We start from the raw sequence: 22,559 nt of genomic DNA on the forward strand, positions 1-22,559 counted from the left end.
GTGGGGTCGTTTGGCCCCCCCCCCCCGCGGGGGGCTGGGCCCAACTGGGGGGGGCCCCCCCCCCCCCCCCCCCGGCGGGGGGGGGGGGGGGGGGCGGCCCCCCCCCGCGCCTCCCGTCTGCCAGATGGCCGGGTGTCACCGCCCGTGCCGGACACGGCCCGTTCCGTCGGGCACGCTCGATGGCGTGAGTGAACAGGCGGAACAGGCGGCCCGGAAGACCGGTCGTGGAGCGAAGCGCGTGGCCGACAGCCGGTGGTTCGAGCTGACGGCGCGCGCCGGGTTCGTCGGCAGCGGCATCGTGCACCTGCTGATCGGCTACCTGGCGATCCTGCTCGGCGTCGGCAACGCGTCGTCGGGCAGCGAGACCGACCAGTCGGGTGCGCTGCAGCAGCTCGCCGCGGTCCCCGGCGGGGTCGTCCTGCTCTGGGTCATGGCCGTCGGTTGTGCTGCGCTGACGATCCGGCTGGTGCTCGAAGCCGTGGTCGGTGGGAGGACGGACAGCGCCCGCGCCTGGGGCAACCGCTTGAAGAACGTCGGGAAGGCCGTGGTCTACGGGGTCATCGCGTACTCCGCGGCGTCCTACGCGGTCGGAGCCGGCACGAGTTCGAGCGGGTCCTCGCGGAGTGCTGCCGCGAAGGCGCTCGCGACGCCCGGCGGCGTGTTCCTCCTGCTGCTCGTCGCCGCGGTGGCCGTCGCGATCGGCGTCGGCCTCGTGGTGATCGGCTGCCGCCGCTCGTTCTGGAAGCAGCTCGTGCGCCCGCGCCAGCCGCTCGAACGCGTCGTCACCGTGCTCGGCGTCGTGGGGTACGTGCTGAAGGGGATCGCCGTGGTGGTCGTCGGCGTGCTCATCGCGGTCGCTGCCTTCCGGAGCGACCCCGACCAGGCGACCGGACTGGACGGGGCGTTCGACGCCCTCCGCTCGATGCCGGGCGGGGCGGTCGTGCTCGTCGCCGTCGGCATCGGGTTCGTGGCCTTCGGCGTCTACAGCTTCTTCCGCGCCCGCTACGCTCGCCTCTGACACGGACACGGTGGACGCGCACGGAGGCGGCACCGGTAGACCGGTGTCATGAGCAGCAGCGCGACGACCGGACCCGTGACCGTCTTCTCCGACGCCGGGGCCGTCCTCGCGGAGAGCATCGTGTGGGACCCCGGGACGAACGAGCTGCGGTGGGTCGACATCACCCTCGGCACCCTCACCACCGCGGACGCCCACGGCACGACCACGTCCACCGTGCAGCTGCCGCCCCCGCTGGCGAGCTTCCAGCCCCGCGCGGGCGGTGGCTTCGTCGCGGCCCTCGGCGACTCCGTCGTCGTGACGGACGCACAGGGCGTCGTCGAGCGTGAGATCGCCCGGGTCGAGCACGCCACGGCCGGCCTCCGGTTCAACGAGGGCAAGTGCGACCCGTTCGGCCGGTTCCTCGTGGGCAGCATGAACCTCACCACGGGGGAGCCGGACGGTGCCCTGTACTCGATCGAGCCGGACGGCACCACGAGACTCCTCCGCGGCGGCTTCGGCGTGACGAACGGCATCGAGTGGTCGGAGGACGGCACGGTCATGTACGTCACAGACACGAGCGCGTCGACGATCTACCGCGGGTCGTACGGCCCCGACGGGGAGCTCGGCGAGCTCGAGCCGTTCGTCGTCGGGTCCGCGCACGACGGGCTGGTCCGCGACGACGAGGGCTGCTCGTGGAGCGCGGTCTACGGCGGCGGTCGGGTCGAGCGGTACGGTCCGGACGGATCGCACCTCGAGACCGTCGAGCTCCCGGTGCCGAACGTGACGTCGGTGGCGTTCGGCGGCCCGGACATGTCGACGCTGTTCGTCGCCTCGGCGCGGGAGAACCTCACCGAGGAGCAGCTCGTCGCGCACCCGCACTCCGGTGCTGTCCTCGCGGTGCCGACGCGGGTGCACGGGTTCCCCGCGAACACCTTCAGCGGCTGACGGGGCGCCGACGGCGGGATCGGGGGCACCGCGGGTATCCTGGGCGATCGCCCGAACCGAGGAGCGACGCCCGACCCGAGGAGACCGAAGTGGACGACGAGCACACGGACGCGACACCGGACCCCGCGAAGCGACTGGACGAGGCCGAGAACGCCGACGTCACGGTCGAGGTCGACCGGGTCGCCGTCGACGGCACGTACGTGCGCGTCAGCTCCGTCGGCGAACCCGGCGACCGCGCCTTCCTGCTCGTCGCGGGGCTCGGCATCGCCGCCACGTACTACGAGCGGCTCGCCCCGCACCTCAACGAGAACGGCCCCGTGCACGCCCTCGACCTGCCCGGCTTCGCCGGTGTCCCGCGCTTCCGCGGGAAGGTCTCGATCGAGCGGTACGCCGACGCGGTCGAGAAGGTCATCGACGACCTCCGGCTCGTCGACCCGGTGCTCGTCGGTCACTCGATGGGCACCCAGGTCGTGACCGAGGTGGCAGCGCGTCGTCCGGACATCTCCGACCTGGTGCTCATCAGCCCGGTCGTCGACTCGCACGCGCGCACGGTCCGGCAGTCGGCGTTCCGGTTCCTCCGGTCCACGCTGCACGAGCCGGCGGCCGTCCGCTGGCACGGCATCACGGCGTACGCCCTGTGCGGCTGGCACTGGTTCTCGAAGGTGCTGCCGCGGATGATCGCCTTCCCGATCGAGGAGCGCGCCGCCCGCGTGCAGGCACGGACGCTCATCGTGCGCGGGGAGCACGACGCGATGGTCCCGCGGGACTGGGTGCGTCGGCTCGCCCGGGTGTTCCCGTACGCGGTGCTGCGTGAGGTCGTCGACGGCGCGCACTCGGTGATGCACGCACAGGCGGACGCGGTGGCACGGCTCGCGGTGGACCACGTCGCCGGCCGGCTCCCCGACCGCGGCGTGTCCTCGCTGCAGCGCGTCCGCGACGACTCGACGGCGTCGGACCTGTCCCGGCTCGGCCCGCGCGAGGCCTGGATGCTCGTCAAGTCGCGCTTCGTCGAACTGCTCGGCATGGCGAAGAACGACGACGAGACGCTCGAGGCGGCGAAGTCCGCGCACGCGGTCGCGATGGCGGACGGCGACGACCTGCCGGTCGACCCGGCGGATCGCCGCGAGATCGTCGACGAGGTGGCTCCGGAGACCCGCAAGGCGGGCTGATCCCGCGGATCGGCCCGCGGACGGACGCGACCGACTGGAGGCGCGGTGCCGGTCTCGTGGACCGGCACCGCGCCTCCAGGGTGGACGCGACGCTACGGCGTGATGCGCCCGATCAGCATGTCCGGCGTGAGCGCGTGGGCCTCGGCGAGGACCTTGCGGGCCTCGTCGGTCTTGTCCCAGACGTTCCAGAGCAGGACGCCGCGCACGAGGTCGTCGTCGTCGAGGTAGTAGACGACACCGGTGACGGTCGGGTCCTGCCAGTCCTCGACCGTGCGCAGCTTCGTGGTGACCTGCCCGACCGCCTCGTACCCCATGTCGAAGACGTCGGAGTAGAACATCGGCGTGTGGTCGTAGGTCTCGTCGGCGTCGGCGAGGTTGCGCCCCGCCTGCCGGCCCTGCTGCTGCGCGTTGTCGACGTGCTCGACCCGGCGCGTGCCGAGGATCCGGTCGGGGTACTCGGCGACGTCGCCGGCGGCGAACACCGAGTCGTCGTCGGTGAGGAGCGTCGAGGAGACGACGATGCCGTCCCGGACGGTGAGCCCGGCGTCGGCGGCGAGCCGGGTCGCCGGTTCGATGCCGAGTCCGACCACGACCGCGTCGGCGGTCACCTCGGACCCGTCGTCGAGGGTCAGCGTGACGCCACCCTCGTGCTCGGACCCGTGGTCCACCCGGCGCCCGAGCCGGAGCTCCACGCCGTGGTCGACGAAGCGCTGCTGGAACGCCCGGGCGAGGTCCGCCGGGAACATCCGGCCGCCGACGACCTCGTCCGGGTCGACGAGCGTCACCCGGGCGCCGTTCTGCACGACGCCGGCCGCGATCTCGGTGCCGATGTACCCGCCACCGACGACGGCCACGTGGGCCCCGGCGTCGGCGAGCTCGCGGAGGCGTCGGTAGTCGGTGGCGCTCCGGTAGTCGAGCACCCGGTCGGACGGCGACAGCCCGGGGAGCCCGCGAGGCTTGCCGCCGGTCGCGAGGAGCAGTCGCTCGTAGCCGTGGGTCTGCCCGTCCGAGGTCGTGACGGTCTTCGCCGCGCGGTCGATCGCCGTCACGGCGGTCCCGAGCACGAACGTCGCGCCGGTCTCCTCGGTGTGGAGGTCGACCTTCTCGTCCCAGCTGAAGTCCGGGTCGGTCCACAGCTTCTTCGAGAGCGCCGGCCGGGCGTACGGCCGGTCGACGTCCTCGCTGATGATGCCGATCGAGCCGTCGGCATCGAGTTCGCGGACACCGCGGGCAGCGGCGTCGGCGACCATCCCGCCGCCGACGACGAGGTAGCGGAAGTCGGTCATGGCGTCTCCTAGATCGTTGCGACCGAGCCGGAGTCGACCCGGTAGTTCGAGCCGTTCACGAAGCTGGCGAGGTCGGAGCAGAGGAACGCGATGACGTTCGCGACCTCCTCCGGCTCGCCGCGACGCTGCAGCTCCATGTACGGGCGCTCGTCGTCGAGGAACGACGCGATCGCCTCGTCGAAGGTCTGGCCGGTCTCCTCGGCACGCTTCTTCATCATCGCGTCGGTCATCGGCGTGTGGATGAACGCCGGCGACACGGTGTTCACGAGCAGGCCCTCCTTCGCGTAGGTGCGGGAGAGGCCCTTCGCGAAGGACAGCACCCCGGCCTTGGCCGCGCAGTAGGGGAGCTCGTCGTCGTACGGCTGCGACGCGTCCTCGGACACGAGGTAGACGATGCGACCCCAGCCGCCCTGGCGCAGGTCGCCGATGAACTCACGCGTGATCCGCACCGGCCCCATCAGGTCGACGTCGATGGTGTCGAGCCATCCCTGTTCGTCGATCTCGTGGAACAGGCCCTGGGCGCCCGTGACGCCGGAGGACTGCACGAGGATGTCGATCTCGCCGACGGCGTCGCGCACCCTGGTGTGCAGGTCGGCCAGGCTCGCGGCGCTCGTGACGTCCGCGGCGAAGGCGTGCAGCCTGCCGTGCGGCGCCTCGAGCTGGTCGGCGCTGTTGTCGAGCTGCGACTGGTCGAGGTCCGACACGACCACGGTCGCACCCTCCGCGAGGAGGATGCGAGCCGTGTTCCAGCCGATGCCGGAGTCCGCGCCGAAGACCAGGGCGGTCTTGCCCTGGATCCCGAGGTCCACCTGGTGGCCGCTACGCGTGCGCCGAGGCGTCCGCGACCGCGGGCGTGGTGGCCGAGGCGAGCGGGGTGCTCGGTGCGCGGTTCTCGGCCGAGACCATCCACGCGAGCTGCTCGAGGCGCTCGATGAAGCCGTGCAGCAGGTCGGCCGTCGTCGGGTCTTCCTCGTCGACCTCGTCGTGGACGTCGCGCATGGTGCCGGTCGCCTGGTAGAGGCGGAGCGTCACCTGGTCGATGGCGTCGTGCGTGGTGATCTCGCCCTCGGGGAACTGGTCGAGGTGGCTCGACGCCGCGACGGTGCTCGAGCGGCCGTCCGGGACCGCGTACAGGGCGCGCATGCGCTCGGCGGTGTCGTCGGCGAACTCACGGGCGGCGTCGACGATCTCGTCGAGCTGGAGGTGGAGGTCCCGGAAGTTGGTCCCGAGGATGTTCCAGTGGGCCTGCTTGCCCTGGACGTGCAGGTCGATGAGGTCCACGAGGACCGCCTGGAGGTTCTTGGCGAGCTTGTCCGATGCGTGCATGATCGGTTCCTTCCGCGTTGGTGGCCGGTACCACACCGGTCTACGCGGTGCGGCAGGACGTCCGCTCAGAGGACGCGTCCCCCGTGGTCCGATCAGTGCGTGACGGCGGGGTCGACCTGGTCGACGGCGGAGCGCATCTGCTCGAGGAACACGGCGACGACGCGGGCGTCCTCGGGGGAGAGTCCCTCGGCGATGCCCATCATCCGGCGGTGCATGATGCCGAGGGTCGCGCGGACCTCTTCGTCGGTCTCGGTGGTCGGGGTGATCACGAGGGCGCGGCGGTCGGTCGGGTGCGGGTCGCGGCGGACGTGGTTCGACTTGACGAGGCGATCGATGAGGATCGTGGTCGAGGCGGACGAGATCTTGAGGTACGCCGCCAGGTCCTTCGGCTTCACGGTGCGCCCGGCGCGCTGCGCCTGCAACAGGAAGCGCACCGCGAGCAGGTCGGTCTCGCCCATGCCCATCGAGTCGCGGGTGCGTCGACGCATCGCGGTCTCGGCGGCGCGGTACCGGCGGAGGGCGTTCAGGACGGTGACGCCCCGCTGGGTCGCGTCGTCATCGGGGAACCAGTACCCGGACGCTTCCGTGATCTCCTGCGTGGACATGGCGTTCAGGGTAGCCCGTCTCGTTGCTAGAGCGTCTAGGGATCTCACGGGATGCGGTCTCCCGCACCCGTGGACGGATGGGAGGCGCGGTGCGGGCCCGCACCGCGCCTCCCGTCCGTCGTCACGTGCGTGACGTCGTCAGGCTGCGGCCTGCTCCTCGGTCGCCTCGGCGAGCGCGGTGAGGGCGCCCTGGACGAGCGTGGTGACCTCGGCGTCCTCGCGCGGGTGGGTCTCGGCGAACCGGACCACCGACTGCGGGATGGCGACCTTGACGTCCTCGAGGACCTTCGCGCCGGCGATCCCGGCGACCTTGCGGGCGTCGTCGTGGGCCCAGACGCCGCCGAACTGGCCGAAGGCCGAGCCGATGACGGCGAGCGGCTTGCCGGACAGCGGCGAGGCGCCGAACGGACGCGAGCCCCAGTCCAGCGCGTTCTTCAGGACGGCCGGGATCGTGCCGTTGTACTCGGGGGTGACGAGCAGGACGGCGTCGGCGGCGGCGATCGCGTCGCGGAAGGCGACGGCCGAGGCGGGCGGGGTGTCGCCGTCGATGTCCTCGTTGTAGAAGGGCAGGTCGACGATGCCGTCGAAGGTCGACAGCTCGATGCCCTCCGGGGCGTGGTGCGCGGCCGCCTCGGCGAGCTTGCGGTTGATGGACTCGGCGCGGAGGCTGCCGACGAGGGCGAGGACGTTCGTCATCGGGGATCCTTACTGGTTCTGTGACGGAAAGGTGTCATCGACAACCAATGCATGCGCGTGGACCCCTATTCCCGGTCCGGTGGATCGTCGGTACGTTGGCGACGTGAGCACGCTTCGGACGCCGGCCAGCACGCCCCGCACGACCGACCCGGACTGGTGGCGGAACGCCGTCGTCTACCAGGTCTACCCGCGGAGCTTCGCGGACACGGACGCCGACGGGCTCGGCGACCTCGCGGGCGTGACGAGCCGCGTGCCCTACCTGGCGTCGCTCGGCGTCGACGCGGTCTGGCTGTCGCCGTTCTTCCCCTCCCCGCTGGCGGACGGCGGCTACGACGTCGCCGACTACCGGGACGTCGACGATCGCCTGGGCACACTCGACGACTTCGACGCACTGGTCCGTGCGCTCCACGAGCACGACATCCGGCTGATCGCGGACATCGTCCCGAACCACACCTCGGACGAGCACGCGTGGTTCCGTGCCGCGCTCGCCGCGGGCCCCGGCTCGCCCGAGCGCGCTCGCTACGTGTTCCGGGACGGTACCGGTGCCGACGGTTCGCTCCCGCCGAGCGACTGGGTGTCGAACTTCGGCGGCAGCGCCTGGACCCGCGTGTCCGACGGCCAGTGGTACCTGCACCTGTTCGCGCCCGAGCAGCCGGACCTCGACTGGTCGAACCCGGAGGTCCGTGCCGACTTCGAGGACACGCTGCGCTTCTGGTCCGACCGCGGGGTCGACGGCTTCCGGGTGGACGTCGCGCACGGCCTGGCGAAGGACCTGTCGACCCCGTACCGTCCGTCCGACGAGCACCACCTGCCGCTCGACGGCTCCGATCCGCTCTACGACCGCGACGAGGTGCACGAGATCTTCGCGGCGTGGCGCCGGGTGCTCGACGAGTACGACCCGCCGCGAGCCGCCGTGGCGGAGGCCTGGGCGCCCGCGCCGCGCCGCGTCCTCTACGCCCGGCCGACCGAGCTCGGGCAGGCCTTCAACTTCGACCTCCTCGAGGCGCCGTTCGAGGCCGCGGCGTTCCGGGGCATCATCGAGCGGAACCTGTCGGCGTCGGCGCAGTCCGGGGCGTCGAGCACGTGGGTGCTCTCGAACCACGACGTCGTCCGGCACGCGACCCGGTACGGCCTGCCGGACGGCACGGACACCGATGCGTGGCTCATGACCGACGGCACGACGCCGTCGCTCGATCGTGCACGGGGGCTCCGGCGGGCGCGGGCGGCGACGCTGCTGATGCTGGCGCTGCCCGGTTCGTCGTACGTCTACCAGGGCGAGGAGCTCGGGCTGCAGGAGGCCGCTGCGATCCCGCACGAGGCGCTGCAGGACCCGAAGTGGATCCGCACCGGGCACACCGTGAAGGGGCGGGACGGGTGTCGCGTGCCGATCCCGTGGACGACGTCCGGGCCGTCGTTCGGGTTCGGGGCGGTCGCACCGCACCTGCCGCAACCAGCCGACTTCGGGGCGTCCTCGGTCGAGGCAGAGGACGGCGACCCCGCGTCGACCCTCTCCCTGTACCGCGCGGCGACCGCCGCCCGACGGGACCTGCAGCGGGGCGAGGACCTCGCGTGGATCGAGGCGCCGGACGGGGTCGTGGCGTTCGCGCGGCACGACGGGTGGCGTTCCGTCACGAACTTCGGGACCGAGCCGGTGCGGCTGCCCGCCGGCGAGGTCGTCGTGTCGTCCGGTCCGCTCGGCGACGGGGTGCTCCCCGGGGAGACCACCGTCTGGCTGCGCTGAGCCCGACTCTTCCTCCACAGCCAGGAGGCGCGGGGACGCGTTCCACAGATCGGCCGACGCCCGCCTGACGGGGACCCTCCGGTCGCGACGATCGGGGCATGACAGCTCCCAACACCCCGCCGGGCGGTCGACCGCCCGCCAGGTCACGCCGGCTCCGCCGCGTCGCGGCCGTCGCGTCCGTCCTGACCGCGCTCGGTGTCCTCGCGGCACCCGGCCTCGTGCCGTCCGCCTCCTCGGCCGACGAGCTCGCCTTCCCCTACGAGAACCAGTTCGCCACCGCTGCCGGCGGCGCCCTGCACGGCGACGCGGCGATCGTCGACGGTCGGCTCCGGCTGACCGACGACGTCAAGGACCAGGCGGGGGCGTGGTCGATGCACGACACGTTCCCGTCCGACCTCGGGCTCGAGATCGAGTTCAGCTACGCGATGTACCGCGACGTCGACGACCCGGGTGCCGACGGCCTGCTGCTCTTCCTCGCGGACGGCGCGGCCGAGCAGGGCGTCGGGTCGTTCGGCGCCGGGCTCGGCTACGCGTGCCGGCGCGAGGCGTCCCAGGGCGGTGGCCTGTCCTGCGACCTGCCCGGGGTCCCCGGCGGCTTCGCCGGCATCGCGGTGGACCACTACGGCAACTTCTCGACGCCGATCAACTACTCCGGACCCGGGGCGCGGCCGGACACCGTGTCGATCCGCGGCTCCGGCGACGGGGTGCTCGGCTACCGCTGGGTCGGCGCGGCCCCCGCTCCCGGTGGCACGGAGACCGCCGGGGCGACGCTCCGGAAGGTCCGCGTGACCCTGCTCCCCGGGGACGCCGGGGAACTCGCGGTCACCGTCCGGCTGCAGGACGGGGACCGGATGCGGACCGTGCTCGACCGGGTCTCCCTGCACGGCGACGGCCAGGCACCGCTGCCGAGCACGCTCCGCCTCGGGTTCGCGGGGGCGACGGGCAGTCACGTCAACGTGCACGAGGTCGACGCCCTGCGCGTCTGGACGCCGACGGACGTCGCCGTCACGCACGACCTCGCGCCGAGCGTCCCGGCGGGTGCCGACCTCGAGTACACGGTGACCGCTCGGAACGCCGGCGTGAACGCGTCGGACCCGAGCGCGCTCGAGGTCGACGTGCCCGACGCCCTGCGCGACGTCACGTGGACCTGCGCGGCGGTCGCTGGGTCGTCCTGCGGGACCGAGTCGGGCGCCGGCGACGTCGCCACCGATCTCGGCCTGCCGCGCGACGGGACGGCCACGGTGACGATCCGCGGCCGCACCGCCGACGACGCCGAGGGCACGCTCGAGAGCCTCGCCACGATCCGACCGGCGCCCCGGACCGCCGACACGAACGAGGACGACAACACCTCGGCGGCGAGCACCACGGTCGCCGCCCGGGTGGACGCGCACGTCGAGACGGACAAGTCCGTGTCCCCCTCGACCGCGGTCGAGCCCGGTGACGAGGTCGAGTACACGATCACCGCCCGCAACCGGGGCCCGGGCACCGCCGAGGACGTCGGGGCGGTCGACGAACTGCCGAGCGCGATGCGGTTCGTCGGGTCGCCGGACGACTGCACGGCCGAGGGGCAGGACGTGACCTGCCGCTCCGGTGCCGCGCTCGCCGCGGGGGAGACCGTGTCGTTCCGAGTCCGGGCGCAGCTCGACCCGGCGTACTCCGGGGACGGGTCGGACGTGGTGAACGTGGCGACCGCGACGTCGCCGAGCGATCCGGACGGCGGCGACCCCTCGCCGGGCGTCGGGATCGTGGTGGTCCCCGGCGGCGACGGCGGTGGTGACGGCGGCGACGGCGGCTCCGACGGGCCGGGTGACGGCGGGGACACTGACCCGGGCCCGCGCGACCGGACGCCCGACGGCCGCGGGGCCCGTCCCGCCGGGGACGGTGGAGACGGCGGGGACGCCGGGCCGACCCGGACCGGAGCGCTCGCCTACACCGGCACGGAGGACCTCGGCATGGTCGCGGCGGTGGCCGCCGTCGGTGTGGCGGCCGGGGCGACGTGCTGGTGGCTGGCGCGGCGGCGTGCACGCCGACGTGCGGCGGAGGACGAGGTCGGGTCGACGCCCCGCTGACCCCTCGCTGACGCCTGCTGGTTCGAGCATCCTCAGCGGCCGATCGCCCCGCGCGGTCGGCCGCTGCACCGTGCGGCGGTAGGATCGAACCACGATCCGCATGCCCGAAAGAGGTCTCGTGTCCGACTCCGTGGACGACTCCGGCCAGCGCGCGCGGTACTGGCCGATCCCCGTCCTCCGGGCCGTGCCAGCCGCGATCGTGGCCATCGTCATCACCTTCTCGTCCAACCACGCCGCGGGCTACGGCCTGCTGCTGTTCGGTGGGTTCGCGGCGGTGGACGGACTCGTGCTGCTGCTCGCGGGGACGACGCGGCTCCCGGCGGACGGACGGTCGCGCCGGACGACCCTCCTGCAGGCGGTGATCACCCTCGTCGCCGCGGTCGCCGCGTTCGCGTGCAACGGCCTCGGCCTGCCGGCGTTCATCGCGGTCGTCGTCGCCTTCGCCGTCCTCACCGGGGCGCTCGAGCTGACGCAGGGGCTCCGCGCCCGTGGGCGTTCGCCCTTCGCCCGCGACTGGACGACCGTCGGCGGCCTGACGCTGCTGCTCGCCATCGCCTTCCTGGTGACGCCGCCCGACTACTCGCAGGAGCTCGGCGGTGTCGAGCGGGTCACCGGCACGCTGGACGCCTCGATCGTCCTCGTCGGCCTGCTCGGCGCCTACCTCGCCATCACCGCGGTCTTCCACGTGATCGCCGGCCTCTCGCACAAGTGGGGAACGGCGGCCCCGGCCGCAACCCCGGACGGAGCACCACACGCATGACCACCCCCAGCCGTCGCGACCGCCTGCGCCCGGTCGAGCTCCTCGGGATCTCCGCGATCGTCGCGGTCTTCACCGGGCTCGTCGTGCTGCTCGCCACGCGTGAGCTCCAGCTCGCCGCGATCTTCCTCGGCATCGCGTTCATCGTCGTCGTGGTCGTCCTCGCGATGCTGCAGCTCGCGTCGACGAGCGACCAGGACGACAACGACATGCTCGGTGGTCACAAGACCCCGGGCGAAGGAGACGGCAACGACTTCCACTGAGTCGGAGGCCGCCCCCGCGGTGCCGTCACGGCGGCCGTTCCAGGGCGACCCGGGTCTGCCGCAGCGGTACCGGCACCGGTACCTCATCCTCGCGGTGTGCTGCATGAGCCTGTTCATCGTCTCGATGGACGCCACCGTGGTGAACGTCGCCCTGCCCTCGATCGGGCGTGAACTCGGCAGCTCGATCTCCGGGCTGCAGTGGACGATCGACGCCTACACGCTCGTCCTCGCCAGCCTGCTGCTGCTCTCCGGCTCCACCGCCGACCGCATCGGCCGCCGCACCACCTTCCAGATCGGGCTCGCGCTCTTCACGGTCGGGTCGCTGCTCTGCTCGCTCGCGCCCGGCGTGGGCTGGCTCGTCGTCTTCCGCATGGTCCAGGCGGTGGGCGGTTCGATGATGAACCCGGTCGCGATGTCGATCATCACCGCCACCTTCGACGACGCGAAGGAGCGTGCCCGCGCCGTCGGCGTCTGGGGTGCCGTCGTCGGTGTGTCGATGGGGCTCGGTCCGCTGGTCGGCGGCGCGCTGACGGACACCGTCGGCTGGCGCGCGATCTTCTGGATCAACGTGCCGATCGGCATCGCGGCGATCGTGCTGACGTTCCTGTTCGTCCCCGAGTCGAAGTCGCCGAAGCCCCGACGCCTCGACCCCGTCGGCCAGGTGCTCGTGATCGTGCTCCTGGCGACGCTCGTCGGCGGGCTCATCGAGGGGCCGCGGCTCGGCTGGACGTCACCGGCCGCCCTCGGGCTGTTCGTCCTCGCCGCGGCGTCCCTCGTCGTGCTCGTCGCCGTCGAGCGCCGTCGCCGCGAACCGCTCATCGACGTCCGGTTCTTCCGGAGCATCCCGTTCTCGGCCGCGGTCGTGACCGCGATCGGCGCGTTCGGCGCCAACGGGGCGTTCCTCTTCCTCAACGCGCTCTACCTGCAGGAGGTCCGGGGCATGTCGCCGTTCCAGGCCGGCCTGTGGACGCTGCCCGCGGCGGTCGCGACGATGCTCGTCTCGCCGCTGTCCGGGCGTCTCGTCGGCTCGATCGGCACCCGGGTCCCGCTCGTCCTCGCCGGCATCGGTGTCGGCGGCGCCGGGGCGATCCTCACGACGATCGACGCCACGACACCGATGTGGGTGCTCGTCGTCGCCTTCGTGCTGTTCGGGTTCGGGTTCGGCATGGTGAACGCGCCGATCACGAACACGGCCGTCTCGGGCATGCCCCGCGCGCAGTCCGGGTCCGCTGCGGCCGTCGCGTCCACGAGCCGGCAGACCGGGGTGTCGCTCGGGGTCGCACTCGCCGGCACCGTGACCGGCGCGAGTGCGGTCGCGACCGTCGGTGCCGGGTTCGCGGTGGCCACGCACGCGATGTGGTGGATCGTCGTCGGGATCGGAGCTGGGATCGTCCTCGTCGGGTACCTGTCGACCTCGACTGCGGCGAAGCGCTCGGTCGCCGGCATCGCGCACCTGCTCGACGCCTGACCAGCTCGGGCGACCGACACGCCCGGGATCACGTTTTCGCCACGGTCCTGTCACGATCGCGCGTGCAGCCGACACCTCTGGAGTGAAGGAGGTGGGATGTGGACGTGACGACCGGTACCGACACGGACGAGGCGATCGTCCGTGCGATGGCACGAGGCGACAAGAGCGCGCTCGCCCGGGCGTTCGACCGGTACGCCGCGACCCTCACCCGCTACGCCTGGGCACTCGTCGACGACCGCCAGGACGTCGAGGAGATCGTGCAGGACGCCTTTCTGACGCTCTGGCAGCGTGCCGAGACCCTCGAGCTCCCGGCGGACACGATGCTCCCGTGGCTGCTCGTCGTGTGCCGGAACCACGCGTTCAACACCGGCCGGAAGCAGGCCCGCCGTCGCGCCGACGAGCTCCCCGAGCAGCTCGCCGCACCCGACGACCACGCGGAGGCCCGTGAGCGCCTCCGCTGGGTCCGCGACGAGATCGCCGCGCTCCCCGAGACCGACCGACGCATCTGCGAACTGTGCCTCCTCGAGGGGCACTCCTACGCCGAGGCCGCCGAGATGCTGGGCCTCAGCGTCGGTGCGGTCACCCAGCGGGTCTCCCGATCCCGACGCCGACTCAAGAAGGTGGTGATGCACGATGAACACTGAGCCCCCCGAGGGAGACGACCTGCAGCGCTTGCTCGTCTCGATGAAGCAGAACGTCCTCGAACGTGCCACCCCGCGTCCGAAGCGGCGTCGGTTCCGTCCGGGCATCGCGCTCGGCGTCATCGGCCTGCTGGCGATCGGCACCGCAACGGGCGCCGTGGCCCTGTCGCTGTCCCAGCAGGAGACGCCCGTCGCCGCACCCACCCGGACGCAGCAGCCGGAGCCGTCGCCCTCCGCGACGACCCCGACGTCCGCGCCGATCACCCAGCGCCCGACACCACGCCCGACAATGTCGCCGTCGCCGACGCCGACGGCGGAACCGGCATCGAACGTGCTCATCCCGGGCGACTGCTACCAGCTGGTGCCGGACGCCGACTACGACCGGTTCTTCGGTGCCGCTGCCCACACCTCGACGGTCTACGGCTCGGGGACCGCCCGCGAACCCGACGGCAACGATCGTGTCCAGGGCCACCTCCGCGACCCGCACGAGTGGTTGTACTGCACCTGGCAGAACTACGGCGTCGAGGCCAACATCACGATCCGGGTCAGCCACACGGCCGACATCGGGCCGGACACCCCCGAGCAGTACGCGGAGCAGAGCGGAAGCTGCGCGGACCGCTTCGGTGGTCGCGTGTGCCAGTTCACGACCTCGGCGGAGCGCGTCCTGCCGCTCACCGTGACGACGCTCCAGCGCGACGGCGTCACGATCCAGATCGACCAGACCGACTTCCCGACGGACGGGCTCCTGCCCGCGATCGTCGGGGAGATCTGGGGGGACTGACGGCCTGGAGGCGCGTGGCGGGGACGACCCGCGCCTCCAGTCCGTCGGTGGGGTACGACCGGGATCCGGCCGCTCAGCCCGGCTGCGAAGCGACGTCGACGCGCGCCGCCACGATGTCGCGCGCCAGCGTGCGCACCGCTCGGTTCGGCTCCGGACTCGTCCGCATCGCGAGTCCGATGCGCAGGGGATCGACCTCGTCCTCGAGCTCGAGCACCGCACCGTCGTGGCGCACCCCGGAGTCCGGGACGACGCCGACACCGAGGCCGGCCGACGCGAACCGGATCACCGCGGGCATGTCGTTCATCTCCGCGACGATCCGCCGCCGGATCCCGAGCCGCTCCAACGCGGTGTCGAGGATGATCCGGTTGCCGAAGCCGTGCGCGGTGTCGATGAACGGCTCGTCGGCGAGCTCGGCGAGCGAGACCGAGCGACGACCGGCGAACCGGTGGTCGGCGGCGGTGAAGACCCGGAACGGCATCTCCCGGAGCGGCGCCACGTCGACCCCGGCCGGGACGGCCGGGAGGCCCGTGTAGGCGATGTCGAGCCGCCCGGCGACCAGGTCCTGCACGAGCCCGGTCGTCCCGGAGGGCGAGGTCATCAGTTCCACCGCGACCAGCGGGTGCCGCTGCCGGAACCGCCGCAGCACGCCCGTGAGGTCGACGACGTCCATGCTCGTGAAGATGCCGAGCCGGACCCGTCCCCGCAGGTCGGTGTCGTCGACGGTCGCGAGGTCGTGCATCCGGTCGAGGGACTCCAGCACGGCGCGGGCGTGGGGGAGCAGGTCCTCACCAGCGGTCGTCAGCACGAGGTGCCGTCCGGTGCGGTCGAACAGCCGGACCCCGAAGCTCCGCTCGAGTGACGCGATCCCCGCGGACACCGTGGACTGCGCCGCCCAGAGCCGTTCGGCGGCGCGGGTGACGCTGCCCTCGGCGGCGACGGTGACGAACTGTTCGAGCAGGCGGGTCTCCACCGGCTCAGTATCGATCAGGTCGATGGACGTCATCAAGAGGATCCGTTGGACTCGATGGGTGTTCGGCGGGACGATCGGAGCATGTCAACCGCCACCGCATCCGCTCCCACGTCGTCGACCGCCGCCACCGCGAGCGAGCGCGTCGCCGCCCCGCGCGGACGACGAGCGCACACGCGCCGTCGGCACGGCGTCGGGTTCTGGGCCGTGGCGTTCGCGTTCCTCGCGGTGATGGCGTTCGCGACCGTGCCCGCACCGCTCTACGTCATCTACCAGGCACGCGACGGCTTCCCGACCTTCACGACGACCGTGGTCTTCGCGGCGTACGGCGTGGGTGTCGTCGGCTCCCTGTACCTCGCCGGACACCTCAGCGACGTGCACGGACGGCGCCCGCTCATCCTCGTGTCGGTGGCGCTCGAGCTCGTCGCAGCGGTGCTCTTCCTGCTCTGGAACGACGTCAGCGGCCTCATCGTCGCCCGGCTCGTGACCGGCCTCGGGGTCGGGCTCCTGACGGCGACGGCGACCGCGCACCTCGGCGAGCTGCGGGTCCGGGCGACGGGCTCGCAGTCGTCGGTCGGCGGGGCGGGCGTGGTCGCGGGGGTCGTGAACCTCGGCGGGCTGTCGCTCGGCGCCCTCGTCGGAGGAGCGCTCGCGGAGTTCGTCGGGCAGCCGCTCATGGTGCCGTACGTCGTGTTCGTCGTGGCGCTGGCCGTCGCGTTCGTGGTGGTGCTCGCCGCCCCGGAGACCGTCGACCGTCCCACGTCGCCCGTGCCCTACCGCCCGCAGCGACTGCAGGCACCGGAGGGGCAGGCCGGAGCGTTCTGGACCGCCGGCACCGCCGCGTTCGCCGCGCTCGCGGTGCAGGGACTCTTCACCTCGGTCGCGCCGACGTTCCTCGGGACGACCTTCCACGTGACCGACCGGCTCGCCGCCGGAGCCACGACGTTCGGGGTGTTCGCCGCGAGCGCGGTGTCGCAGATCGTCTTCGCCCGGCTGTCGCAGCGGGCGCAGATCCGTCTCGGGATGGTCCTGCTCGTCGGTGGTCTGGTCGTCCTGGCCGGTGCCGCGGTGGTGCTGCAGGTCGCCGGGTTCATCGGTGGCGGGGTCGTCGCGGGAGCCGGCGTCGGGCTGCTGTTCCGCGCGTCGATCGGCAGCGCGGGCGCCCTCGTCGGCCCGGAACGTCGCGGCGGTGTCCTCGCCGCGACCTTCCTCATCGCCTACGCCGGGCTGACCGTGCCGGTGGTGGCGGTCGGCGCCGCGCTCCTCGTGCTGCCGACGCTGCCCGTGCTGCTCGGGTACGTCGTGTTCGTGGTCGTACTGGCCGTCGTCGCCGGCACCCGCCTGGCGGCGCGGGCCTGAGCGCTGGTCCGCGTCCCGCGCGTCGGCCGCGTTGCGCGTTCGGCCACGTCGAACCACGTTTCCGACATCGCACCACCGCTGGGGCGCGGTGCGATGTCGGGAACGTGGTTCGACTGCGTCCCGCGGCCGGTCCAGGAGGCGCGACACCGGTCCGGCATACTGGGCGCGTGTCCCAGAAGCGCAACCGTTCCGTCATCACCGGGGTCGCCGCCGTGCTGGCCGCCGGCCTCGTGGCCGGTGGCGTCGCACTGACGGCGCAGCGCGGTGCGGACGACCCGGTGCTCGGGGGCACGGCGGCCAGCGTCGTCCCGAGCGCGACCGCCGGCGGGGACGCGACGAAGGACGGCACGGTGACGATCACCCGCACCGGCCCGGACCTGCCCGGCGACGCCGTCCTCGCCCGCTGCGACACGAGCACCCGCGAGACCGTGGCCCGGTACGACACCGAGGCGCTCGGCACGGTCGTGCTGCAGTGCGGGAACTCCGGCCAGGGCTACGAGCACATCCGCGTCCGCCACACCGCGGACTGGGAGGACGTCGTGACCGGCCACGGCTCCCGGGACTGGGACGACGCCATGCTCACCGCGGTGCAGTCCGCCCTCGAGGCACCGGCGACCGGGTACCCGCAGGACGCCGGCGACGGCAAGGTCTGCTTCGCCGCTCCCGTGCGGTTCGACGACGGGTCTCGCCCCGCGGCCGAGCCGTTCGTCCGCGTGATCGTGTCGGCCACCACCGACCGCGTGATCACGGCGTTCCCCACGAGCGACGGCGGCTGCTGACCTCGTTCCCGGGCGACGGTGGCGCGCCGGGCACCGCCTAGGCGTGCACCTCGTGCTCGTGCCGCCGGTGCGACGCCGGCTCCAGCTGGAACGTCGAGTGCTCCACGGGGACGTCGAAGTGCTCCGCCACGCACTGCTGCAGCTCGTCGAGGATCCGCGGGGCGTGCGCCGTCGAGAAGCACTCGTCGTCCACCACCACGTGCGCGGTCAGGTTCGGCACCCCGGTCGCCACGAGGGTCGCGTGCAGGTCGTGCACGGCGATGACGTGGTCGAGCTCGAGGATGTGCCCCCGGACGTCGTCGAGGTCGAGCCCCGGGGGCGTCGACTCGAGCAGCACGTTGGCGGTCTCGCGCAGCAGCCGGATCGCCCGCGGCAGGATGAGCAGCCCGATCAGGATCGCCGCGACCGAGTCGGCACGCTCCCACCCGGTCAGCATGAGGACGACCGCGGCGGCGATGACCGCGACGGAGCCGAGGGTGTCGTTGAGGACCTCGAGCCGGGCGGCCCGCGAGGTGAACCCCTCGCCGGAGGCCCGCAGCAGCACGGCGTACGCCACGAGGTTGCCGACGAGGCCGATGATCCCGAACACGAGCAGCGGACCGGAGTGGATCTCGGCCGGCACGAACAGCCGCTGGATCGCCGAGATGATCACGTAGACGCCGACGGCGAGCAGGATCGCCGCCTGCGCCGTGGCCCCGAGCACCTCGGCACGCTGGAAGCCCCACGTGCGCTGCGCGGTCGGCGAGCGTCGTGCGAGCCGCGTCGCCACGAGGCCGATGCCGAGCCCGCCGGTGTCGACGACCATGTGCCCGGCGTCGACGAGCAGGGCGAGCGATCCGGTCACGACGGCACCGACGACCTCCGCCAGCAGGATCGTCGCCGAGATGCAGAACGCGATGAGCAGTGCGCGCTCGGACGCGTGCCCGTGCGAGTGCCCTGCTCCGTGGTCGTGTCCCATGCGCATCATCGTAGGGATCCGTACCGACGACATGCCAGGATCGGGACGTGACCCGGTCGCCCTACGAGCTGTCCACACCGCCCGACGTGCTGACCCGGTTGCACCCGCGACTGTCGACGTACTTCGGTGCGGTCCCGCCCGGACACGTCGGCCGTGGCGAGGGCGTCTTCGACGTCGTCGGCACACCCCGCCGCTGGCTCTGGCCGGTGCTCGCGTGGTTCGCCCGCGACGCCGTCATGTTCCCGGTCTGGGAACGGGACGTCCCCTTCACGGTCGAGAACCGCCCGGCTCGCGTCGGTCGCGGGCCGGCGGTCCAGGAGGGTCGGGTCGCCGTCCGCGCGCACCGCACCTTCCGCTTCCGTTCCGGCACCCGAACGATGGTCGACGCCATCACCGCCGGACCCGACGGGCTCGTCGACCACCTCGGTCGCCGTGGGCGCGTCAGCGCCCTGCTCCGGGCCGAGGTCGACGCGCACGGCCCGGACGCGGGCGCCCTGCGCCTGGTCTCCACCCGTGTGTCGTTCCGTGCGCTGGGACGCGAGGTGCGCCTCCCGGGCCGCATCGCACCGCGTGTGACGCTCGTGGAACGATTCGATGACGATGCCGACCAGCAGCGCGTGTCCCTGGTGCTCTCGGCCCCGCTGGTCGGCACGCTGTACCGGTACGAGGGGGCGTTCCGGTACGAGATCGCGCCGGACACAGGACGGGGATGAGATGAGCGACCACAAGGGCCGCGCCGTGATCGCGGGGGCGACCGGTTTCGTCGGGCAGTACCTGCAGGAGGCCTTCCGCGACGAGGGCTACGAGGTCGTCACGATCGGCCGCACCGGCGACGCCGTGTGGGGCAACACCATGCGGATCCGGGAGCTCGTCGACGGGGCCGCACTCGTCGTGAACATGGCCGGCAAGAGCGTCAACTGCCGGTACGGGCGCCGGAACCGGGCGGAGATCATCCGTTCCCGGGTCGACACCACGCTCGAACTGGCCGAGGCGATCCGCACGAGCGAGCACCCGCCGCCGCTGTGGGTGAACGCCTCGACAGCGACGATCTACCGGCACGCCGACGACCGCCCCCAGGACGAGGCGACGGGCGAGCTCGGCGAGGGGTTCTCGGTGTCGGTCGCGAAGGCGTGGGAGGACGCCCTGTCCGCGGTCGACCTGCCCGGCACCCGCCGCGTGGCGCTCCGGATGGCGATCGTGTTCGGCGACGGCAGCGCCCTCGTGCCGTTGCTCCGGCTGGCGCAGACGGGACTCGGCGGGCCGCAGTACGACGGCCCGTGGTTCCCGAAGCGCTCCCGGCTCCGTGCCGGCACCTACCACGTGAACCGGCACACCCGGGGCCGGCAGCGGTTCAGCTGGGTGCACATCGCGGACGTCCTCGGGGCGATCCGCTTCGTCCGCGACCACGAGGACATCGACGGCGCGGTCAACGTGTCGAGCCCGAACCCGTCGGACAACCGCACCGTGATGGCCACCATCCGGGACGCCGTCGGGCGACGCTTCGGGATCCCGACGTGGCGGTGGATGCTCGAGCTCGGGTCGTTCGCGATCCGGACCGAGACCGAGCTCGTGCTGAAGAGCCGGTGGGTGGTGCCGACGCGCCTGGTCGAGGCCGGGTACGAGTTCCGCTACCCGCACCTGCGCGGCGCACTCGCCGGGATCATCGCGGAGCGTCGGCAGCACCGGGGCTGAGCGCCGGCGCCGGTGTCGACCTCGGCGGGGGCGGGTCGCCGAGGTCGCTCGTACTGCCGCCCCGGCCGTCGGCGGGCGGCACGTCGTGCGACCTCGGCGGAGCGTCCGCGGCGTGTGGTGCGACCTCGACCGGTGACGACGCCGGGCGGGACCGCGCGGGACGGACCCGTGCCGGGCGGGACCGCGCGGGGCGGGACGACCACAGCACGGCGGCCACCACGACGACCCCGGCCGCGATCTCCACCGCGTCCGGCACCTCCCCGAACGCCACCCACGAGGCGAACACCCCGACCACGGGCACGAGCATCGAGAACGGCGCGACGGTGCTCGACGGGTACGCCGCCATCAGCCGCGACCAGATGCCGTAGCCGACGAGGGTCGCCACCAGCACGATGTAGAGCAGCCCGAGGTCCGCCGGAAGCGCCTCCGCGGTGAACGCCGTCCCGAGCGCGTTCCCGATGCGCGACGGCCCCTCGACGACGAACGACAGGACGGCCATCGGCACCGGCGGCACGATCGACCACCACAGCGTCAGGTGCAGCGGGTTGGCCGCCCCGGCCCGACGGGTCGCGACGTTGCCGATCGCCCACCCGAGCGCCCCGCACAGCGCGAGCACGACGGGCAGCAGCGCCGCCGCCTGCGCCCGGTGCACGGCGATCGCCGCCAGCGCCGCCACCGCGATCGTGACCCCGATCACCTGCCGGCCGGTGAGTCGCTCGCGCAGGAACACCCCGGCGAGCACGACCGTGAACGGCGCCGACGCCTGCAGGACGAGCGACGCCAGCCCGGACGGGAGCCCTGCGGCCATGCCGAGGTACAGGAACGCGAACTGCAGGACGCCGAGCCCGAAGCCGACGAGCAGGAGCCGGCCGAACGGGATCCTCGGACGCGGGACGAGCAGCACGGTCGGGATCGCGAGCAGCGTGAACCGCAGCGCGGCGAGCAGGAACGGCGGGAAGTGCTCGAGGGCGAGGGCCGTCGCGGGGAAGTTGAGCCCCCACACGACGGCGACGACCACGGCGAGGAGACGGTCACGGGTGCGCACGGGTCGATCGTGACGCAGCCGCACCGTTCAGCACCAGCGAAGAGTTCCGCACCGACGTTGTAGGCTCCCTGCATGGTCGGCTTCGACGTGCAGCTCCTCGCCGTCCTCCGCGAACTCGCCGAGCGGGGGAGCGTCACCGCCGTCGCCGAGGCCACGCACCGCACGCCCAGCGCCGTCTCGCAACAGCTCCAGACCCTGCAGCGACAGGTCGGCGTCGCCCTCGTCGAACGGGTCGGCCGCGGGGTCCGGCTCACCGAGCACGGCCGGGTGCTCGCCGGGCTGGCGAGCGGCGTCGCGACGGCGATCGCCACTGTGGACGCGGCGTGGCGGGAGCACCTCGGCGGCGCGACGGGGCGGGTGGACCTCGCCGTGTTCCCGTCGGCCGCGGAACTCCTGCTGCCCGGCCTGCTCACCCGGATGCGCGAGCACCCCGGCATCGACCTGGTGCTCGTCGACGTCGACGTCAGCGAGGACGCGTTCGGCCCCCTCGCCGCCGACCACGACGTCGTCATCGGGCACCGGCCGGACGGCGCCCCGCCGGCCGGCCGGGAGGCGCTCGAGACCGTCCCGCTCCTCCGCGAGCCGCTCGACGTCGCGCTCCCGCTCGACCACCGGCTGGCCGCCCGCGAGCGCGTCCGCATCGACGACGTCGTCGGGGAGTCCTGGATCGGGGTGCCGGTGGGCTACCCGATCGACCGGGTGCTCACGGCCATGGCGGCGGCGACGGACACACCGCCGAGCGTCGGCTTCCGGACGATCCACCTGCCCGTCATCGAGAACCTCGTCGCCGCCGGACACGGGGTGGCGCTCGTGCCGCGGTACACCTCGGGGACCCGGGCGTCCGGTCGGTTCCACCTCGCCGAGCTCGCCGACGTCCGCGCGGGGCGGCGGATCGAGGCGCTCGTCCGGCCGGACCGTGCGGTCCGCCCCGTGGTCCGGACGGTCCTGGAGGCGCTGGTCGCCGAGGCCCTGGACGTCACCACCTGAGGCGGTGACGCTGCCGGCGGGGCCGACC

At 73.0% G+C, this 22,559-nt stretch carries 23 protein-coding genes; 15 read left to right on the plus strand and 8 right to left on the minus strand.

Going from position 1 to position 22,559, the window contains the following annotated elements; translation table 11 throughout:
- Positions 1–184 precede the first annotated feature (184 nt).
- The 3 genes from J2X60_RS14120 (at position 185) to J2X60_RS14130 (ending at position 3,111) form a co-directional block, all read left to right on the plus strand.
- Positions 185–1,018 (plus strand): DUF1206 domain-containing protein, encoded by an 834-nt coding sequence (locus J2X60_RS14120; protein WP_309778134.1) that lies wholly within the window; start codon positions 185–187, stop codon positions 1,016–1,018.
- A 48-nt stretch (positions 1,019–1,066) separates the two neighbouring features.
- Positions 1,067–1,942, plus strand: a complete 876-nt coding sequence (locus J2X60_RS14125) for an SMP-30/gluconolactonase/LRE family protein (protein WP_092384822.1) — start codon at positions 1,067–1,069, stop codon at positions 1,940–1,942.
- 89 nt (positions 1,943–2,031) lie between these two features.
- Positions 2,032–3,111 (plus strand): alpha/beta fold hydrolase, encoded by a 1,080-nt coding sequence (locus J2X60_RS14130; RefSeq protein ID WP_309888332.1) that lies wholly within the window; start codon positions 2,032–2,034, stop codon positions 3,109–3,111.
- A 92-nt stretch (positions 3,112–3,203) separates the two neighbouring features.
- Here J2X60_RS14130 and J2X60_RS14135 read toward each other — a convergent pair whose 3' ends face one another.
- The 5 genes from J2X60_RS14135 to J2X60_RS14155 form a co-directional block, all read right to left on the minus strand.
- Positions 3,204–4,397: an FAD/NAD(P)-binding oxidoreductase gene (locus J2X60_RS14135; protein WP_309888334.1), complete on the minus strand. Its 1,194-nt coding sequence runs from the start codon at positions 4,395–4,397 to the stop codon at positions 3,204–3,206.
- Between the two features lie 8 nt (positions 4,398–4,405).
- On the minus strand, positions 4,406–5,206 hold the full coding sequence (locus J2X60_RS14140) for an SDR family oxidoreductase (RefSeq protein WP_309888336.1): 801 nt from the start codon (positions 5,204–5,206) through the stop codon (positions 4,406–4,408).
- A 10-nt stretch (positions 5,207–5,216) separates the two neighbouring features.
- On the minus strand, positions 5,217–5,723 hold the full coding sequence (locus J2X60_RS14145) for a Dps family protein (protein ID WP_144756919.1): 507 nt from the start codon (positions 5,721–5,723) through the stop codon (positions 5,217–5,219).
- A 92-nt stretch (positions 5,724–5,815) separates the two neighbouring features.
- The gene (locus J2X60_RS14150; RefSeq protein WP_070417171.1) at positions 5,816–6,328 is read right to left on the minus strand and encodes a MarR family winged helix-turn-helix transcriptional regulator; all 513 of its coding nucleotides are present in this window, start codon (positions 6,326–6,328) and stop codon (positions 5,816–5,818) included.
- A gap of 138 nt (positions 6,329–6,466) precedes the next feature.
- Positions 6,467–7,024 carry an NAD(P)H-dependent oxidoreductase gene (locus J2X60_RS14155; RefSeq protein ID WP_309888339.1) on the minus strand — a complete coding sequence of 186 codons (558 nt, stop codon included), beginning with the start codon at positions 7,022–7,024 and terminating at the stop codon, positions 6,467–6,469.
- A gap of 103 nt (positions 7,025–7,127) precedes the next feature.
- Between J2X60_RS14155 and J2X60_RS14160 the strand changes: the two genes are divergently transcribed.
- From J2X60_RS14160 to J2X60_RS14190, 7 genes are all read left to right on the plus strand, one after another.
- Positions 7,128–8,765 (plus strand): alpha-amylase family glycosyl hydrolase, encoded by a 1,638-nt coding sequence (locus J2X60_RS14160; RefSeq protein ID WP_309888341.1) that lies wholly within the window; start codon positions 7,128–7,130, stop codon positions 8,763–8,765.
- A gap of 98 nt (positions 8,766–8,863) precedes the next feature.
- Positions 8,864–10,834 (plus strand): lectin-like domain-containing protein, encoded by a 1,971-nt coding sequence (locus tag J2X60_RS14165; RefSeq protein WP_309888343.1) that lies wholly within the window; start codon positions 8,864–8,866, stop codon positions 10,832–10,834.
- A gap of 100 nt (positions 10,835–10,934) precedes the next feature.
- Positions 10,935–11,594: a DUF308 domain-containing protein gene (locus J2X60_RS14170; RefSeq protein ID WP_309888345.1), complete on the plus strand. Its 660-nt coding sequence runs from the start codon at positions 10,935–10,937 to the stop codon at positions 11,592–11,594.
- Positions 11,591–11,854 (plus strand): hypothetical protein, encoded by a 264-nt coding sequence (locus J2X60_RS14175; protein ID WP_070417166.1) that lies wholly within the window; start codon positions 11,591–11,593, stop codon positions 11,852–11,854. Before J2X60_RS14170 ends, J2X60_RS14175 begins: the two co-directional genes overlap by 4 nt.
- A 19-nt stretch (positions 11,855–11,873) precedes the next feature.
- Entirely contained in the window at positions 11,874–13,322 is a 1,449-nt protein-coding gene (locus J2X60_RS14180; RefSeq protein ID WP_309888348.1) for a DHA2 family efflux MFS transporter permease subunit, read from the plus strand.
- A gap of 104 nt (positions 13,323–13,426) precedes the next feature.
- Positions 13,427–13,966: a sigma-70 family RNA polymerase sigma factor gene (locus tag J2X60_RS14185; RefSeq protein ID WP_309888350.1), complete on the plus strand. Its 540-nt coding sequence runs from the start codon at positions 13,427–13,429 to the stop codon at positions 13,964–13,966.
- On the plus strand, positions 13,956–14,744 hold the full coding sequence (locus J2X60_RS14190; protein ID WP_309888352.1) for a hypothetical protein: 789 nt from the start codon (positions 13,956–13,958) through the stop codon (positions 14,742–14,744). Before J2X60_RS14185 ends, J2X60_RS14190 begins: the two co-directional genes overlap by 11 nt.
- A 73-nt stretch (positions 14,745–14,817) precedes the next feature.
- Here the strand turns inward: J2X60_RS14190 and J2X60_RS14195 are convergent, their stop codons facing one another.
- A complete protein-coding gene (locus J2X60_RS14195; protein ID WP_309888354.1) occupies positions 14,818–15,747 on the minus strand; it encodes a LysR family transcriptional regulator in 930 nt (309 codons plus the stop codon).
- A gap of 48 nt (positions 15,748–15,795) precedes the next feature.
- Between J2X60_RS14195 and J2X60_RS14200 the strand changes: the two genes are divergently transcribed.
- Positions 15,796–17,070: an MFS transporter gene (locus J2X60_RS14200; protein WP_309778157.1), complete on the plus strand. Its 1,275-nt coding sequence runs from the start codon at positions 15,796–15,798 to the stop codon at positions 17,068–17,070.
- A gap of 167 nt (positions 17,071–17,237) precedes the next feature.
- Entirely contained in the window at positions 17,238–17,849 is a 612-nt protein-coding gene (locus J2X60_RS14205; RefSeq protein WP_309778159.1) for a hypothetical protein, read from the plus strand.
- A 37-nt stretch (positions 17,850–17,886) separates the two neighbouring features.
- On the opposite strand, the gene J2X60_RS14210 is transcribed toward J2X60_RS14205, so the two are convergent.
- Complete coding sequence (locus J2X60_RS14210; RefSeq protein WP_070419278.1) at positions 17,887–18,807, minus strand: cation diffusion facilitator family transporter; 921 nt, start codon at positions 18,805–18,807, stop codon at positions 17,887–17,889.
- A 47-nt stretch (positions 18,808–18,854) separates the two neighbouring features.
- Between J2X60_RS14210 and J2X60_RS14215 the strand changes: the two genes are divergently transcribed.
- Together J2X60_RS14215 and J2X60_RS14220 are read left to right on the plus strand one after the other, a co-directional pair.
- Positions 18,855–19,520, plus strand: a complete 666-nt coding sequence (locus tag J2X60_RS14215; protein WP_309888357.1) for a DUF4166 domain-containing protein — start codon at positions 18,855–18,857, stop codon at positions 19,518–19,520.
- Between the two features lies 1 nt (position 19,521).
- Positions 19,522–20,499 (plus strand): DUF1731 domain-containing protein, encoded by a 978-nt coding sequence (locus tag J2X60_RS14220; protein ID WP_309888359.1) that lies wholly within the window; start codon positions 19,522–19,524, stop codon positions 20,497–20,499.
- Here J2X60_RS14220 and J2X60_RS14225 read toward each other — a convergent pair.
- Positions 20,468–21,544: an EamA family transporter gene (locus J2X60_RS14225; protein ID WP_309888360.1), complete on the minus strand. Its 1,077-nt coding sequence runs from the start codon at positions 21,542–21,544 to the stop codon at positions 20,468–20,470. The genes J2X60_RS14220 and J2X60_RS14225 overlap by 32 nt on opposite strands.
- A gap of 72 nt (positions 21,545–21,616) precedes the next feature.
- On the opposite strand from J2X60_RS14225, the gene J2X60_RS14230 reads away from it, so the two are divergent.
- A complete protein-coding gene (locus J2X60_RS14230; RefSeq protein ID WP_309778165.1) occupies positions 21,617–22,531 on the plus strand; it encodes a LysR family transcriptional regulator in 915 nt (304 codons plus the stop codon).
- Positions 22,532–22,559: the final 28 nt, after the last annotated feature.

The sequence above is a fragment of the Curtobacterium sp. 320 genome (genome assembly GCF_031455235.1).
Classification (GTDB): Bacteria; Actinomycetota; Actinomycetes; order Actinomycetales; family Microbacteriaceae; genus Curtobacterium.

Excerpts from the sequence above, each read along its gene's own strand:
- J2X60_RS14170 (WP_309888345.1), top strand. The coding sequence starts at position 10,935 with ATGCCCGAAAGAGGTCTCGTGTCCGACTCCGTGGACGACTCCGGCCAG.
- J2X60_RS14210 (WP_070419278.1), bottom strand. The coding sequence starts at position 18,807 with ATGGGACACGACCACGGAGCAGGGCACTCGCACGGGCACGCGTCCGAG.
- J2X60_RS14155 (WP_309888339.1), bottom strand. The coding sequence starts at position 7,024 with ATGACGAACGTCCTCGCCCTCGTCGGCAGCCTCCGCGCCGAGTCCATC.
- J2X60_RS14150 (WP_070417171.1), bottom strand. The coding sequence starts at position 6,328 with ATGTCCACGCAGGAGATCACGGAAGCGTCCGGGTACTGGTTCCCCGAT.
- J2X60_RS14220 (WP_309888359.1), top strand. The coding sequence starts at position 19,522 with ATGAGCGACCACAAGGGCCGCGCCGTGATCGCGGGGGCGACCGGTTTC.
- J2X60_RS14195 (WP_309888354.1), bottom strand. The coding sequence starts at position 15,747 with ATGACGTCCATCGACCTGATCGATACTGAGCCGGTGGAGACCCGCCTG.
- J2X60_RS14145 (WP_144756919.1), bottom strand. The coding sequence starts at position 5,723 with ATGCACGCATCGGACAAGCTCGCCAAGAACCTCCAGGCGGTCCTCGTG.
- J2X60_RS14135 (WP_309888334.1), bottom strand. The coding sequence starts at position 4,397 with ATGACCGACTTCCGCTACCTCGTCGTCGGCGGCGGGATGGTCGCCGAC.
- J2X60_RS14200 (WP_309778157.1), top strand. The coding sequence starts at position 15,796 with ATGTCAACCGCCACCGCATCCGCTCCCACGTCGTCGACCGCCGCCACC.
- J2X60_RS14175 (WP_070417166.1), top strand. The coding sequence starts at position 11,591 with ATGACCACCCCCAGCCGTCGCGACCGCCTGCGCCCGGTCGAGCTCCTC.
- J2X60_RS14165 (WP_309888343.1), top strand. The coding sequence starts at position 8,864 with ATGACAGCTCCCAACACCCCGCCGGGCGGTCGACCGCCCGCCAGGTCA.
- J2X60_RS14125 (WP_092384822.1), top strand. The coding sequence starts at position 1,067 with ATGAGCAGCAGCGCGACGACCGGACCCGTGACCGTCTTCTCCGACGCC.
- J2X60_RS14230 (WP_309778165.1), top strand. The coding sequence starts at position 21,617 with ATGGTCGGCTTCGACGTGCAGCTCCTCGCCGTCCTCCGCGAACTCGCC.
- J2X60_RS14190 (WP_309888352.1), top strand. The coding sequence starts at position 13,956 with ATGAACACTGAGCCCCCCGAGGGAGACGACCTGCAGCGCTTGCTCGTC.